This window comes from Methylobacterium sp. P1-11 (assembly GCF_008329595.1).
Classification (GTDB): domain Bacteria; phylum Pseudomonadota; class Alphaproteobacteria; order Rhizobiales; family Beijerinckiaceae; genus Methylobacterium.
On the sequence record NZ_NPKS01000001.1, the window covers coordinates 250,221 to 263,053 of the forward strand.

Here is a 12,833-nt window from a genome sequence, read left to right on the forward strand (position 1 = left end):
TCAGGCGCGGCGCAGGACGGTCCAGGCCGCCGCGCCGGCCATGATGGCGGCGGCACCGCGGTTCAGCCGAGCGCGGAAGGCCGGGCGGCGCAGCGACTCGCGTGCCCGTGCCGCCAGCGCGGCGTAGGGCGTCATCACGGCCAGGAGGATCGCGGCCGTGACGATGACGAGGGTCACGAAATCCGCCGCCGTCACGCCGCGCAGGTCGACGAGCGTCGGCAGGATCGCGAGGTAGAAGACGATCGTCTTCGGATTGCCCAAGGTGATGGTCAGCCCGGCGACGAAGCTGGTCAGCGGCCGGTCGCGGGCCTCGCTCTCGAACCGGCCCGCCGATCCGGCCGCGCGCCAGAGCCGGAACGCGAGATAAGCAAGGTAGAGCGCCGCGCCGTAGCGCACGACGACGAAGGCCGTGCCGAACGCCTCAGCGATCAGCGACAGGCCGAAGATCGCGGCGGCCAGATAGGTCAGGTCGCCCAGGATCAGGCCGACCAAGAAGGCCATCGCGGCGCCGAAACCCGAGCCGAGGGCCCGGGCGACCAGGGCGACAACGCCGGGCCCGGGGATCGCGGCCGCGACACCCAGGGCCAGCGCGTAAGTCACTAATCCGGCGCGCGTCATCGGCGGGCGCCCTTACGGCGGGCTCGACGCTGCCGTCGTGCAGGTGGCCTCGGCCGACTCGGTGGTGGCATGGCGGCGATCTCCCCGGCCGCCGATTATGGCCTTCCGGCAGGCGGCCGCAACGGTACGGCCGTCAGCGCCCCATCAAGGCGTCGACATGCGCGGCCACCGACTTCCCGAGTCCTTCGAGACTGTAGCCGCCCTCCAGGATCGAGACGATCCGGCCGTTTGCACAGCGTTCCGCCAGATCCATGAGCCGGCGTGTTGCCCAGCCGAAATCCTCCGCCTCCAGGCGAAGATTGGCCAAGGGATCAAGCCGGTGCGCGTCGAAGCCCGCAGAGATCACGATCACGTCGGGCCGGAAGGCTTCCAGGCGCGACAGGATGCCGGTCTCGAACGCCTCGCGGAACACCGCGCCGTCGTCGTTGGGCTGCAGCGGCACATTGACGATCGTGTCCTTCTCGCCCCGCTCGGACGGCGATCCGGTCCCCGGATACAGCGGCATCTGGTGCGTCGAGCAATAGAGCACCGACGCATCGTCCCAGAAGATGTCCTGACTGCCGTTGCCGTGATGGACGTCCCAATCCACAAGGGCCACCCGCTCGGCGCCGTGCTTCTGCTGGGCGTGACGGGCCGCGATGGCAGCGTGGTTGAACAGGCAGAAACCCATCGCGCGGGTCCGCTCGGCATGGTGCCCCGGCGGGCGCATGGCCACGAAAGCATTGCGGCAATCTCCCCCGACGACGGCATCGACGGCGTGCATCCCGCCGCCCACGGCCCGCAGCGTCGCCTCCAGGCTCCCGACCGACAGGATCGTGTCCGAATCGATACCGACCATTCCGTGCTCGGGCACCGCCGCCACCAGAGCGTCGACGTATGCGCGCGGATGCGCGAGGGTCACCGCCTCGATCTCGGCCCTGGGCGCCGAGGCCCGCACCAGGCCCGCGAAACGCTCATCCTCCAGCGCGCGCTCCACCGCGCGCATCCGGGCCGGCCGTTCCGGATGCCCCTCCGGGACCTCGTGATCGAAGCTGGCGGGATGGCTCACGTACAGGGTGGTCACGAGGGTCGCTCCCGGATGCTCGCCTGTCGCGCACCTGCAACAGGAGCCGGCAATGTGCCATGGGCCCAACGCGCGGACTACGGCGGCGTGCCGTAGCCCCTTTATGGTTGCACGATTCTTCCGCCGGACGGACCGGGATCTTCGATCCCTCGGCGCTCCCCCCGGCCGCGAAGAATGTCGAGGCAGGAACATGCGCATCATATCGGTCTTCGGCTGCGCCCTGCTGCTGGCGGGCTGTACCTTCAAGGGCGTGCCGGACCCCGCCCTCTCGACGCGCGACGCCGCGTTCATGGCGCTCGTCCCGGAGGCCGAGTTCGACCCGCATTTCGCCCGGTACGAGATCGCCGATCCGACCCGCGAGCTGCCCGGCACGATCGTGGTCGAGACGAAGGAGCGGCAGCTCTACCTCGTCCTGCCGAACGGCCGGGCGATGCGCTACGGCGTCTCGGTGGGCGACGAGGCCTATGGCTGGACCGGCACCGCCCGGATCGACCGCAAGGCGGAATGGCCGGCCTGGAACCCGCCGGCCGAGATGATCAAGCGCTGGCCGCACGTCCACGCCATGCAGGGCGGCCCGATGAATCCGCTGGGCGCCCGCGCCCTCTACCTGTCGGATCGGGGGCGGGACACGCTCTATCGGATCCACGGCACCAACGAGCCCGAGAAGATCGGGCAAGCGGTCTCCTCCGGGTGCATCCGGATGCGCAACATCGACGTGGTCGACCTCTACAATCGGGTCCCCGTCGGAGCGACGGTCATCGTCCGGTAACGCAACCGGTCAACGTCCCAATAAGCCTGCTTGCTCGGGACGTGTTTACCTGAACTTCCGTTCAGATCTTGCCATTAACCTCTGGAAGGGAAGCGGTCCCGTAAGTTGAAAACACACAGGGACTAGCGCCGACCGCAGCAAAGGTCGGGGAGGCAGGCGATCATGACCAACATCTCCGTTCAACAGTTCTGCAACCATGCGGTTTCGGCCGGCACGATCAGCGACGAGGACCTGCTGGTCCTGAAGCGCGAGGTTCTTCCGGACGGCCTCATGAGCCGCGAGGACGCCGACCTGCTGATCGCCCTCGAGCGGGCGGTGATCGGCTCCGACGCCTTCGCCGACTTCCTGGTGGCCTCGGTCGTCGACTTTGCCGTGTGGGGAACGCGCCCGACCGGCTACATCGACCGCGACGTCGCCACTTGGCTCGCCGCCACGCTCAGCGGCCGCGAGGGCCCGAGCGCGGTGGGCGCCCGGATCGCCATGGAAGTGGTCCGCGAGGCCGAGAGCAGCGCCGAATCGCTGGTCGCCTTCGCCCTGGAGGCGAACCGACGCGCCCGCGACACGGTTCAGGCGCCGCGCATGACCTTTGCCCTGGCTGCCTGAGCCTCAGACCAAGGCGTAGCTTCCGTCCGCGGCGCAACTGATTTATCGGGACAGTCAAGCCGGTGCGCAATCCGGCGATCTCGAAAGCAGTGCGCCAGCGATGTTCGACAAGATCCTGATTGCCAACCGGGGCGAGATTGCCTGCCGGGTCATCAAGACCGCCAGGAGGATGGGCATCAGGACCGTAGCGGTCTTCTCCGATGCCGATCGCGACGCCGTGCACGTCGCCATGGCGGACGAGGCGGTCCATATCGGCCCCGCTGCCGCGTCCGAATCGTATCTCGTGATCGAGAAGATCGTCGAGGCCTGCAAGAAGACCGGCGCCCAGGCGGTGCATCCCGGCTACGGCTTCCTGTCCGAGCGCGAGGCCTTCCCGAAGGCGCTCGAGGCCGCCGGCATCGTGTTCATCGGCCCCAACCCGGGGGCCATCGCCGCCATGGGCGACAAGATCGAGTCCAAGAAGGCGGCGGCCGCGGCCGAGGTCTCGACCGTTCCAGGCTTCCTCGGGGTGATCGAATCGCCGGAGCACGCCAGGAAGATCGCCGACGAGATCGGCTACCCGGTAATGATCAAGGCCTCCGCGGGCGGCGGCGGCAAGGGCATGCGCATCGCCCACTCGGGCGCGGAGGTGGCGGAGGGCTTCGCCCGCGCCAAATCGGAGGCGGCCTCCTCGTTCGGCGATGATCGGGTCTTCATCGAGAAGTTCATCACCGATCCGCGCCATATCGAGATCCAGCTGATCGGCGACAAGCACGGCAACGTCGTCTATCTCGGCGAGCGCGAGTGCTCGATCCAGCGCCGGAACCAGAAAGTGATCGAGGAGGCGCCGTCGCCACTCCTCGACAAGAAGACCCGGCGCAAGATGGGCGAGCAGGCGGTCGCCCTGGCGAAGGCGGTGAATTACGATTCGGCCGGGACGGTCGAGTTCGTGGCCGGCCAGGACAAGTCGTTCTACTTCCTCGAGATGAACACCCGGCTGCAGGTCGAGCATCCGGTGACCGAGATGATCACCGGGCTCGATCTCGTCGAGCTGATGATCCGGGTCGCGGCCGGCGAAACGCTGCCGATCACCCAGGACGACGTGAAGCTCAACGGCTGGGCGGTCGAGAGCCGCGTCTACGCCGAGGATCCGACCCGCAACTTCCTCCCCTCGATCGGGCGGCTGACCACCTACCGGCCGCCGGAGGAGGGCCGGCAGGGCACCGCAATCGTGCGCAACGATACCGGCGTCGAGGAGGGTGGCGAGATCGCCATCCACTACGATCCGATGATCGCCAAGCTGGTCACCTGGGCGCCCAGCCGCGCGGAGGCGATTGCCGCCCAGGCCGAGGCTCTCGACGCCTTCGCCATCGACGGCATCCGCCACAACATCCCGTTCCTCTCGGCGCTGATGGCCCATCCGCGCTGGCAGGAGGGACGCCTGTCCACAGGCTTCATCGCCGAGGAATTCCCGGAGGGCTTCACGGCGCCCGAGCCGGCCGGTCCGGTCGCGATTCGCATGATGGCCGCGGCGGCGGCGATCGACCACAAGCTCAACCAGCGCAAGCGCGGCATCTCGGGCCAGATGCGCGCGCCCGGCCTGTTCACCTTCGAGCGCGAGCGCGTCGTGATCCTGGCCGGCCAGTCGTATCGGGTGACCGTCGAGCCCGAGGGCGAGGATCTCCTCGTGACTCAGGAGAACGGCACGGCGCTCACGGTGGCGAGCGCGTGGCGGCCGGGCGAGCCGGTCTGGATCGGCACGATCGGCTCGGAACGCGTGGCGATCCAAGTGCGCAGCCTGCTCAACGGCGTGTTCCTGCAGCATGCCGGCGCGGCCGCCGAGGCCCGGGTCTACACACGCCGCGAGGCGGAACTCGCCGCCCTGATGCCGGTGAAGGAGCAGGCGGGCTCCGGCAAGCAGGTGCTCTGCCCGATGCCCGGTCTCGTGAAGCAGATCCTCGTCACCGAGGGCCAGGAGGTGAAGAACGGCGAGCCGATCGCGGTCGTCGAGGCGATGAAGATGGAGAACGTGCTGCGCGCCGAGCGCGACGCGACGGTGGGGAAGATCCACGCCAAGGAGGGCGACAGCTTGGCGGTGGACGCCGTGATCCTGGAATTCGCCTGATCGCGACGCGCGCGTCGCGATCACGGTCGTGACCGCGGTTCACAACAAGCAGACCACGCTGCTGGCGACGGCGCTGAACAACATCGCCGTCGCGTTCGCGGTGATCGGCTTCGTCACGCCGATCACCGCCATGGGCTTCGGGATCGCCAACGCTCCTGTCCTGCGGCCGGCGACCGCCTTCTTCGCGGCGATCTGGCTTTGCGCGGCGACGGGCTTACATTCGATCGGGAGGCGTGTGCTTCGGGGCATCAGACCATGAGCTCGGGCGAGATCTTCGTGACATTCGTGGTCCCCGCCATCACGCTGGCGCTCGCCTATGCGGCCATGCGCGCGAAAGAGTGGTCTGTGCAGCGCGACGAGCGCAAGGCGGGACAGTAATTCAGCCACTCGGCCGACGAGGCGCGGCCGCATGCCCCTCTATTTCGCCTACGGCGCCAACATGGATGCCGCCGCGATGGCGCTGCGCTGCCCGGTTTCGAGGCTGATCGGCGGCGGGCATCTGCCGGGCCACCGCTTCATCATCATGCGCGAGGGCTATGCGTCCGTGGTGCGCGATCCCCGGCGCACCGTCTGGGGCGTCCTGTGGGAACTGGCCCGCGACGACATCCCGGCGCTCGACCGCTACGAGGGGGTCGCCGGAGGGCTCTACACCAAGGCGGCGCTGCCGGTCCGTACGGGGAAGGGCGTCAAGCGCGCCCTGATCTATCGCGGATGTTCCACAGCGCCCGGCCGCCCGCGGCCGGGATACCTCGAAGCCGTCGTCGCGGCCGCGCGCGCGGCGCAGCTCCCGCCCGCCTATCTGCGGGAACTCGGCACCTGGGCACGCGGCCTCCCAGCCTGAGCGCCGCGCAATTGGTACGCGACATGCTTGCCCACGATCGAGCTGGAGGGCGAACGGCAGCACCGCGCCCGGCCGGCCATCCGTGATTGCGCAGCGCGCCCGTCGGTCAACGACGATCGGCGTGCGCCTGCGAGGGAGAGTTGTGCATGTCGTATCTGGCGCCCGCCGATTTCGTGAAGAAGGCCGTCGATGCCGGTGAGGCGAAGGTCTTCATGGCGACGAAGGACACCTTCATCCGGGCCTACATGGCCGGCGCCATCCTGGCGCTCGCCGCCGCCTTCGCGGTGACGATCAACCAGACGACCGGTCAGCCGCTGGTCGCGGCGCTGCTGTTCCCGGTCGGCTTCTCGATGCTGTACCTGCTCGGCTACGACCTGTTCACCGGCGTCTGCGTCCTCACCCCCCTCGCTCTGATCGACAAGCGGCCCGGCGTCACCGTCGCGGGCATCGCCCGCAACTGGGTGCTGGTCTTCTTCGGCAACTTCGCGGGCGCGCTGACCACGGCGGTCATGATGTCGATCGTCTTCACCTTCGGCTTCGCCACGGAGCCGAACGCCGTCGGCAAGCTCATCGCCGGCATCGGCGAGGCGCGCACCCTGGGCTACGAGAAGTACGGCGCGTCGGGCATGCTGACGCTCTTCGTCCGCGCCATGCTCTGCAACTGGATGGTCTCGACCGGCGTCATCGGCGCCATGCTGTCGACCTCGGTACCCGGTAAGGTGATCGCCATGTGGATGCCGATCACGGTGTTCTTCTTCATGACCTTCGAGCACTCGGTGGTGAACATGTTCCTGTTCCCGTCCGCGATCCTCATGGGCGGCCACCTCACGGTGATGGACTACCTGCTCTGGAACGAGATCCCCACCCTCATCGGGAACATCGTGGGCGGCATCGCCTTCACGGGCCTGATGCTCTACTCCACCCATGTCCGCACCGGCGCCAGCCGGGCCTCGGCGATGGAAGCCGGCGTCCGCCGCCCGATCGCGGCCGAGTAAGGCCTTCCGGCCCGCGCCGCACGGCGCGGGCCCTGTCAGACGAGACTGCGCCCCATGAGCGAGACCCGGACGGTATCCGTCATCGTCACCGGTCGCGTCCAGGGCGTCTCCTACCGGGCATGGGCGCAGGCCGAAGCCCGCGCCCGGAACCTCTCAGGCTCCGTGCGCAACCGTGACGACGGCGCGGTCGAAGCGGTCTTCAGCGGCGCTCCGGACGCCGTGGCGGAGATGGAAGCCCTGTGCCGCTCGGGTCCGCCCGGCGCGCGCGTGACCGACGTCGTCGTGAATGCCAGCGGTGACGTGCCGGCCGGCGGCGAATTCCGGATCCTGCGCGACTGATCTCAGGGGAGGCCGGTTCAGTGCGCGCCCGCGGACTGGTATGCCGGACAGCCCCCTCGCGAATCCGCCGTCCGGAGACCATGACCGACCTGTCCGCCGGCAACGCCGCCTTCTCGCACCTCGATCTCGCAGCGCTGCTCTACTTCATCCTCGCCTGGATCGCCTACGGCCTCTCGGTGGGCCAGCTGCGCGGACGGATGGTTTCCCTCAGCCAGATCATGAACGGCCATCGGGCCAACTGGGCGCGTCAGGTCATCGGCCGCGACAACCGGGTGGTCGACACGCAGATCAACGCCTCGCTGCAGAACGGCACAGCCTTCTTCGCCTCGACCTCGCTGATCGCCCTGGGCTCGGTCCTCACCCTGTCGCGGTCCGGGGACGATGTCCTGAACCTGTTCGCCACGCTGCCCTTCGGGACGGTGGCCAACCGCCTGACCTGGGAGTTGAAGGTCGCCGGTCTCGCGCTGATCTTCGTCTACGCCTTCTTCAAATTCGCCTGGGCCTACAGGCTGTTCAACTACACGGCGATCCTGCTCGGCGCCGTGCCGCATAAGGGATCCGGCACGAGCGAGACCGAGATGTTGCGGGCGGTGCGGCGGCTCGCCGCCATGAATGTCAGCGCCGGGCGGCATTTCGCCCGCGGTCAGCGGGCGTTCTTCTTCGCGCTCGCCTATCTCGGCTGGTTCATCAGCCCCTACGTGCTGTTCGTCTCGACGACCGCCGTCGTGATCATCATGTGGCGCCGCCAATTTGCATCGGAGATCCGCAAGGCGCTCCTGGACGCGGGGGAGGGCCCGCATGAGGGGCCGCTCGAGGCTCCGCTCCTGTCGCCCGCCGAGGAGGCACGCACATGACCGACGCGAAACTCGACGACGCCGCCATCGAGACGACGATGCTGCGCCTCGTGGCCGAACGGGGCGCCGACAAGACCGTCTGCCCGTCGGAAGTGGCCCGCGCCCTCGGCGGCCCGCACCCGGATGGCTGGGGGCCGCTGATGCAGCCGGTACGCCGGACCGCCGTGCGGCTCGCCCATGCGGGCCGGATCGCGATCCTTCGCAAGGGTAAGCCAGTCGACCCGGACGATTTCCGCGGCATCTATCGGTTGTCGCTGCCAGCCGCAGGCGTGACCTCGTAGGCACCCTTGGGGTCAGGACCCGGCAGCCAGTCCGGCGTGTAGCCGGACAGGCGGTAGGCGATGAGGCCGATCCACTCCTTCACCGCCAGGTCGAACTGGAGCAGCCCGTCCGACGCGAAGCCATGGACGTGGGCGACGTCGCTCCAGCCACGGGTCCGGTAATCGACCGGGAACGCGTCCACCGTGAAGCCGGCTTGGCGGAAGCAACCGACCGCCCTTGGCATGTGCCATGCTGAGGTCACGAGCAGCCAGCGCTCGCCAGACTTCGGCTGCACCAGCGCCGCCGAGAAGGCGGCGTTCTCGCGCGTATTGCGCGAGCGGTTCTCCAAGATCAGGCGCGTCCGCGGCACGCCGATCACGTCCGCCTGCCGGCTCACGACGTCGGCTTCGGCCATGCCGCCCGCGATGAAGCCGCTGCCGCCGGAGAAGACGAGCCGCGCCGTGGGAAATCGCCGGGCGAGGTCGCCGAGATAGATCGGCCGCTCGCCGGCATCGTTGAAGACGATCTGTCGCCGGGACTCCGAGATGCCCGCCTCGATGCCGCCGCCCAGCACGATGATCCCGGCCGGGGCCGGACCGTCGTCCGGAAAGGCGGGAAAGCGCTGCTCGAGCGGGATCAGGGCCACGTCCGAAAGGGGCGAGAGCCCGGCCGCGGCGAGCAGGAGGGTGCCCAGCAGCGCGAGACCGAGACCGGTCCGCCGCCGCCGTGTCAGAGCCGCGACTGCGAGGCCGAGCAGGATCGCGAAGATGCAGAAATTCGACGGGGTGATCACGAAGAAGATCACCTTCGAAACGGGGAAGAACACGGTTCTCAGGCCGGCTTCGTCTCGGCCTCGAACCGGGCGAGCGCCGCCGCATCCGGCGGAAGGAGGCTCGCGAGATTGGCGCCGCGTTCGACCTCGCGCTGAATCCAGAGATCGAGGCGCTGCTGCTCCACGGCTTCCAGGGCGACGCGCTCGGCAAGCGCAACGGGCACCGCGACGAGGCCGGTCGAATCCCCGACCACGATGTCGCCGGGATGGATCGCGGCGCCGCCGCAGGCGACGCGCTCCTGCGTGCCGACCAGGGCAAGGGTACCGGCGGCCGCGGCCGGCCGGCACCAGGCGGCGACGCCGATCTCCTCGGGCAGGGCGGCGTCGGTGATCAGACCCACGGCGCCGCGCTGGGCGAGGCGCGCCGCCAGGATCGCCCCGAAGGGCAGGGCGAGGGCGGATCCCGCGGCATCGATCACCACCACCGCCCCCTCGGGGACCGCGTCGATGGCGGCGGCAAGGTCACCCGCGGCATCGTCACGGGCCGGGATCATCCGCATCGTGTAGGCGGGTCCGACCACGGTTTCGCTGCTCAACGCCGAGAGGCCGTGCGGGCTGAAGGCCTTCACCCCGGCTCGCGTCAGAGCGCGAGCGAGGCTCGCCGGGCTCACGGCGGAGAGCGCGTCGCGCAGGGTCTGGTCGATCGCCATCAGGGGCTCCGTGAAAGGCCGGCCCCGGTCCGGGCGGCGCGGTCGTGAAGGTGGATCGCGCCGGCATGCCGGCAAGGCTTGGAGGGCGCGCGGGCGCCTGCGATGGCCTTCAGGCGATGGGCTCGCCGAGCGCGCGGGCAGCTCCGGGTCGGGCAGCGACGCGCTCGTACCAGCGCCGCAGCGCCGGGCGCTCGATCCGCTCCGCCGGCAGGTTGAGCCAGCGATGCGCCGCGCAGCCCAGGGCAATGTCGGCGATGCTGAAGCCGGTGCCGACCACGTAATCCCGGTCCGCAAGGTGGCGGTCGAGGATCGCCGCCATGGCCTCGGTCTTCGTCAGGGAGTCGGCGATCAGGGCACGGTCGGGATCTGCCGACCGGTAGAGCTGCCAGAACGCGTCGCGCATCGCGGGCGTGAAGCTCGTCGCCTGCCAATCCACCCATTGCTCGACATGGGCGCGTGTCCGCGGATCGGCGGGCAGCGCCAGCGCCGGGCCTGTCGCCGCGAGGTAGCGCAGGATCGCGTTCGACTCCCAGAGGGCGAAGCCATCCTCCTCCAGGGTGGGGACCAGCCCGTTCGGGTTCATCACCCGGTAGGCAGGATCGTCGACGACCCCGTGGGCTCCGCCGGCCTCGATCCGCTCATAGGGCAAGCCCGACTCGTCCAGTGCCCAAACCGCCTTCTGCACGTTCACCGAGGTGAGGCGGCCCCAAAGCCTGCGCATGGTCAAAGGATCTCCGTCACGCCTTCGGCGGGTAGGCATGGGTCCGCCCGTTCGGATCGGTCACCTGCACCCCGTCCGGAGTGTCACGCAGGTAGCCGGGCCCTACCGGCACCTTGCCGTGCCCGCCGGGAATGTCGAGCACGAAGGTCGGCTGTGCGAGGCCGGAGAGGCGGCCGCGCAGGTCGCGCATCAGGCTCTGTCCCTCCCGCAGGCCCGTGCGCAGGTGCCCGGTGCCGGGAGCCAGATCACCGTGGTGCAGGTAATACGGCTTGATCCGGTTCTCCACGAGGGTCCGCATCAGCGCCTCGAGCGTCGCGGCATCGTCGTTGACGCCGCGCAGAAGCACCGACTGGCTGACCATGGGGATCCCGGCTTCGACCAGCCGGGCGCAGGCGGCGCGGGCGGCCGGGGTGAATTCCCGTGGATGGTTGGCATGGAGGGCGACGAACACCGCACGCCCGAAGTGCCCCAGAGCCCGCACGAGAGCGTCGGAGACGAGGTCGGGCTTCACCACGGGCACGCGGGTGTGGATCCGCATCACCCGCACATGCGCGATGGCGGCGAGCCGCCCGGCGATCGCGCCAAGACGGCGGGGCGAGAGCGCGAACGGGTCGCCGCCGGTGAGCACCACCTCCCAGATCCGCGGATCCTGCGCGATGTAGGCGAGGGCGGAATCCAGTTCTGCGTCGGTGAGCGACCCGAGTCCGTCGGGTCCGACCATCTCGCGGCGGAAGCAGAAGCGGCAATAGACCGGGCAGACATGCAGCGGCTTCAGCAGCACGCGATCAGGGTAGCGATGGACGATCCCGGTCACGGGGGTGTGGGCGCCGTCGCCGATCGGGTCGGCCCGCTCCTCCGGCACCGTCGTGCCCTCAGCCGCGCACGGGACGAACTGGCGGGCGATCGGGTCGTCGGGATCGTCCGGGTCGATCAGCTCGGCCATATCGGGCGTCACCGAGACCGCGTAGCGGGCGAGCACGCCGCCGAGGACTTCCGCCTCCTCCCCCGAAACCAGACCGGCAGAGACAAGGTCGTCCGCACTGCGCAGGACCCGGTTCATGGCCGCGTCTCCGCCACCGGCGTCCAGATCACATCCTCGATCCGGGACGCCCCGCAGGCCAGCATCGCCAGACGGTCGAAGCCGAGGGCGATGCCGGACGCCTCCGGCATGACGGCCAGCGCCGCGAGGAAATCGTCGTCGATCGGGTAGCGCTCGCCGTAGATGCGCTGTTTTTCCGTCATCTCGGCCTCGAAGCGTCGGCGCTGCTCGTCCGGGTCGGTCAATTCACCGAAGGCGTTGGCGAGTTCCACGCCGCAGGCATAAAGCTCGAAGCGCTCGGCCACGCGCGGATCGTGCGGGGCCGGCCGGGCGAGGGCGGCCTCGCTGACGGGGTACTCGCACAGGATGGTGGGGCGGCCGAGGCCGAGATGCGGCTCGATCCGCGCCACGAGGACGCGGGAGAACAGGTCGGCCCAGGTATCGTCCGGTGCAACCCGCAGGCCGGCCCCCGCGACGGCGTCGGCCAGGTCGTCCCGGTCGGTCTCGCCATCTGCCGAGACGCTCGCCAGAAGATCGATTCCGGCGTAGCGGTCGAAGGCCTCGGCCAGGGTCAGGCGCTCCGGTTCGGCGAAGGGATCGGTCTCCCGGTTCCGGAAGACGAGGCGGGGAACACCGGCTGTCTCGGCCGCACGCGCGAGAAGCGCGGCGCAATCCGCCATCAGCGCCGTGTAGGGCGCGCCTGTCCGGTACCATTCGAGCATCGTGAATTCGGGGTGATGCAGCGGTCCGCGCTCCCGATTGCGGAACACGCGGGCGAGGCTGAACAGCCGCGGCTCCCCGGCGGCCAGAAGCTTCTTGCAGGCGAATTCCGGCGAGGTGTGCAGGTAGAGCGGCGTGCGCGCACCGCTGGCGCCGACCGCCTCGGTGGCGAAGGCCGAGAGATGCGCCTCGTTGCCCGGCGAGACCTGCAGGCAGGCAGCCTCGACCTCGACGAAGTCGCGTTCGGCAAACCAAGCGCGGAACGCCGCCAGGATGCGGTTGCGCAGAAGCAGAGCCGGGCGCCGATCGACGTGGCGATCCGGCGACCACCAGGGAGAACCGGACCCCGTCAAGCCCGGCCCCCGCTTCCGTCGCGAAGCGTGTTCCGTCGGCCCTGTCCCGGGTGACGTCGCCGCGCCGCGTT

The 12,833-nt window shown here is 69.5% G+C and carries 17 protein-coding genes; 10 read left to right on the forward strand and 7 right to left on the reverse strand.

The window, feature by feature from the left end:
- Positions 1–618 (reverse strand): LysE family translocator, encoded by a 618-nt coding sequence (locus tag CIW48_RS01145; RefSeq protein WP_149308294.1) that lies wholly within the window; start codon positions 616–618, stop codon positions 1–3.
- Between the two features lie 133 nt (positions 619–751).
- Complete coding sequence (locus tag CIW48_RS01150) at positions 752–1,681, reverse strand: histone deacetylase family protein (RefSeq protein ID WP_149308296.1); 930 nt, start codon at positions 1,679–1,681, stop codon at positions 752–754.
- A gap of 190 nt (positions 1,682–1,871) precedes the next feature.
- Here CIW48_RS01150 and CIW48_RS01155 point away from each other — a divergent pair, with 190 nt between their 5' ends.
- From CIW48_RS01155 to CIW48_RS01195, 10 genes are all read left to right on the forward strand, one after another.
- Entirely contained in the window at positions 1,872–2,450 is a 579-nt protein-coding gene (locus CIW48_RS01155; RefSeq protein ID WP_149308298.1) for a L,D-transpeptidase, read from the forward strand.
- A gap of 162 nt (positions 2,451–2,612) precedes the next feature.
- Complete coding sequence (locus CIW48_RS01160) at positions 2,613–3,053, forward strand: hypothetical protein (RefSeq protein WP_149308300.1); 441 nt, start codon at positions 2,613–2,615, stop codon at positions 3,051–3,053.
- Positions 3,054–3,153: 100 nt separating this feature from the next.
- Positions 3,154–5,157, forward strand: coding sequence for an acetyl/propionyl/methylcrotonyl-CoA carboxylase subunit alpha (locus CIW48_RS01165; protein ID WP_149308303.1), 2,004 nt, complete (start codon positions 3,154–3,156; stop codon positions 5,155–5,157).
- A 28-nt stretch (positions 5,158–5,185) separates the two neighbouring features.
- Positions 5,186–5,416 (forward strand): hypothetical protein, encoded by a 231-nt coding sequence (locus tag CIW48_RS01170; RefSeq protein ID WP_149308305.1) that lies wholly within the window; start codon positions 5,186–5,188, stop codon positions 5,414–5,416.
- Positions 5,413–5,535, forward strand: a complete 123-nt coding sequence (locus CIW48_RS34440; RefSeq protein WP_281407325.1) for a hypothetical protein — start codon at positions 5,413–5,415, stop codon at positions 5,533–5,535. The genes CIW48_RS01170 and CIW48_RS34440 overlap by 4 nt, the downstream gene beginning before the upstream one ends.
- 31 nt (positions 5,536–5,566) lie before the next feature.
- A complete protein-coding gene (locus CIW48_RS01175) occupies positions 5,567–5,998 on the forward strand; it encodes a gamma-glutamylcyclotransferase family protein (RefSeq protein ID WP_149308307.1) in 432 nt (143 codons plus the stop codon).
- Positions 5,999–6,144: 146 nt separating this feature from the next.
- Positions 6,145–6,993, forward strand: coding sequence for a formate/nitrite transporter family protein (locus tag CIW48_RS01180; protein ID WP_091779151.1), 849 nt, complete (start codon positions 6,145–6,147; stop codon positions 6,991–6,993).
- A 54-nt stretch (positions 6,994–7,047) separates the two neighbouring features.
- Positions 7,048–7,332: an acylphosphatase gene (locus tag CIW48_RS01185; RefSeq protein WP_149308309.1), complete on the forward strand. Its 285-nt coding sequence runs from the start codon at positions 7,048–7,050 to the stop codon at positions 7,330–7,332.
- 80 nt (positions 7,333–7,412) lie between these two features.
- Positions 7,413–8,186 carry a DUF599 domain-containing protein gene (locus tag CIW48_RS01190; protein ID WP_091779147.1) on the forward strand — a complete coding sequence of 258 codons (774 nt, stop codon included), beginning with the start codon at positions 7,413–7,415 and terminating at the stop codon, positions 8,184–8,186.
- Positions 8,183–8,467 carry a DUF3253 domain-containing protein gene (locus CIW48_RS01195; RefSeq protein WP_149308311.1) on the forward strand — a complete coding sequence of 95 codons (285 nt, stop codon included), beginning with the start codon at positions 8,183–8,185 and terminating at the stop codon, positions 8,465–8,467. The genes CIW48_RS01190 and CIW48_RS01195 overlap by 4 nt, the downstream gene beginning before the upstream one ends.
- Here CIW48_RS01195 and CIW48_RS01200 read toward each other — a convergent pair.
- The 5 genes from CIW48_RS01200 to epmA form a co-directional block, all read right to left on the reverse strand.
- Positions 8,428–9,273, reverse strand: a complete 846-nt coding sequence (locus CIW48_RS01200; protein ID WP_149308313.1) for a YdcF family protein — start codon at positions 9,271–9,273, stop codon at positions 8,428–8,430. The genes CIW48_RS01195 and CIW48_RS01200 overlap by 40 nt on opposite strands.
- Before the next feature lie 5 nt (positions 9,274–9,278).
- Positions 9,279–9,929: a dimethylmenaquinone methyltransferase gene (locus CIW48_RS01205; RefSeq protein WP_149308315.1), complete on the reverse strand. Its 651-nt coding sequence runs from the start codon at positions 9,927–9,929 to the stop codon at positions 9,279–9,281.
- A 109-nt stretch (positions 9,930–10,038) separates the two neighbouring features.
- Positions 10,039–10,650, reverse strand: coding sequence for a glutathione S-transferase family protein (locus CIW48_RS01210; protein ID WP_149308317.1), 612 nt, complete (start codon positions 10,648–10,650; stop codon positions 10,039–10,041).
- 16 nt (positions 10,651–10,666) lie between these two features.
- Positions 10,667–11,710: a lysine-2,3-aminomutase-like protein gene (locus tag CIW48_RS01215; RefSeq protein ID WP_149308319.1), complete on the reverse strand. Its 1,044-nt coding sequence runs from the start codon at positions 11,708–11,710 to the stop codon at positions 10,667–10,669.
- The gene (gene epmA / locus CIW48_RS01220; RefSeq protein WP_149308321.1) at positions 11,707–12,762 is read right to left on the reverse strand and encodes an EF-P lysine aminoacylase EpmA; all 1,056 of its coding nucleotides are present in this window, start codon (positions 12,760–12,762) and stop codon (positions 11,707–11,709) included. The genes CIW48_RS01215 and epmA overlap by 4 nt, the downstream gene beginning before the upstream one ends.
- Positions 12,763–12,833: the final 71 nt, after the last annotated feature.

What these genes read in the sequence shown, in the direction of transcription:
- CIW48_RS01145 (WP_149308294.1), bottom strand. Translation starts at nt 618, where the DNA reads ATGACGCGCGCCGGATTAGTGACTTACGCGCTGGCCCTGGGTGTCGCG.
- CIW48_RS01155 (WP_149308298.1), top strand. Translation starts at nt 1,872, where the DNA reads ATGCGCATCATATCGGTCTTCGGCTGCGCCCTGCTGCTGGCGGGCTGT.
- CIW48_RS01160 (WP_149308300.1), top strand. Translation starts at nt 2,613, where the DNA reads ATGACCAACATCTCCGTTCAACAGTTCTGCAACCATGCGGTTTCGGCC.
- CIW48_RS01165 (WP_149308303.1), top strand. Translation starts at nt 3,154, where the DNA reads ATGTTCGACAAGATCCTGATTGCCAACCGGGGCGAGATTGCCTGCCGG.
- CIW48_RS34440 (WP_281407325.1), top strand. Translation starts at nt 5,413, where the DNA reads ATGAGCTCGGGCGAGATCTTCGTGACATTCGTGGTCCCCGCCATCACG.
- CIW48_RS01175 (WP_149308307.1), top strand. Translation starts at nt 5,567, where the DNA reads ATGCCCCTCTATTTCGCCTACGGCGCCAACATGGATGCCGCCGCGATG.
- CIW48_RS01180 (WP_091779151.1), top strand. Translation starts at nt 6,145, where the DNA reads ATGTCGTATCTGGCGCCCGCCGATTTCGTGAAGAAGGCCGTCGATGCC.
- CIW48_RS01185 (WP_149308309.1), top strand. Translation starts at nt 7,048, where the DNA reads ATGAGCGAGACCCGGACGGTATCCGTCATCGTCACCGGTCGCGTCCAG.
- CIW48_RS01190 (WP_091779147.1), top strand. Translation starts at nt 7,413, where the DNA reads ATGACCGACCTGTCCGCCGGCAACGCCGCCTTCTCGCACCTCGATCTC.
- CIW48_RS01195 (WP_149308311.1), top strand. Translation starts at nt 8,183, where the DNA reads ATGACCGACGCGAAACTCGACGACGCCGCCATCGAGACGACGATGCTG.
- CIW48_RS01205 (WP_149308315.1), bottom strand. Translation starts at nt 9,929, where the DNA reads ATGGCGATCGACCAGACCCTGCGCGACGCGCTCTCCGCCGTGAGCCCG.
- CIW48_RS01210 (WP_149308317.1), bottom strand. Translation starts at nt 10,650, where the DNA reads ATGCGCAGGCTTTGGGGCCGCCTCACCTCGGTGAACGTGCAGAAGGCG.
- CIW48_RS01215 (WP_149308319.1), bottom strand. Translation starts at nt 11,710, where the DNA reads ATGAACCGGGTCCTGCGCAGTGCGGACGACCTTGTCTCTGCCGGTCTG.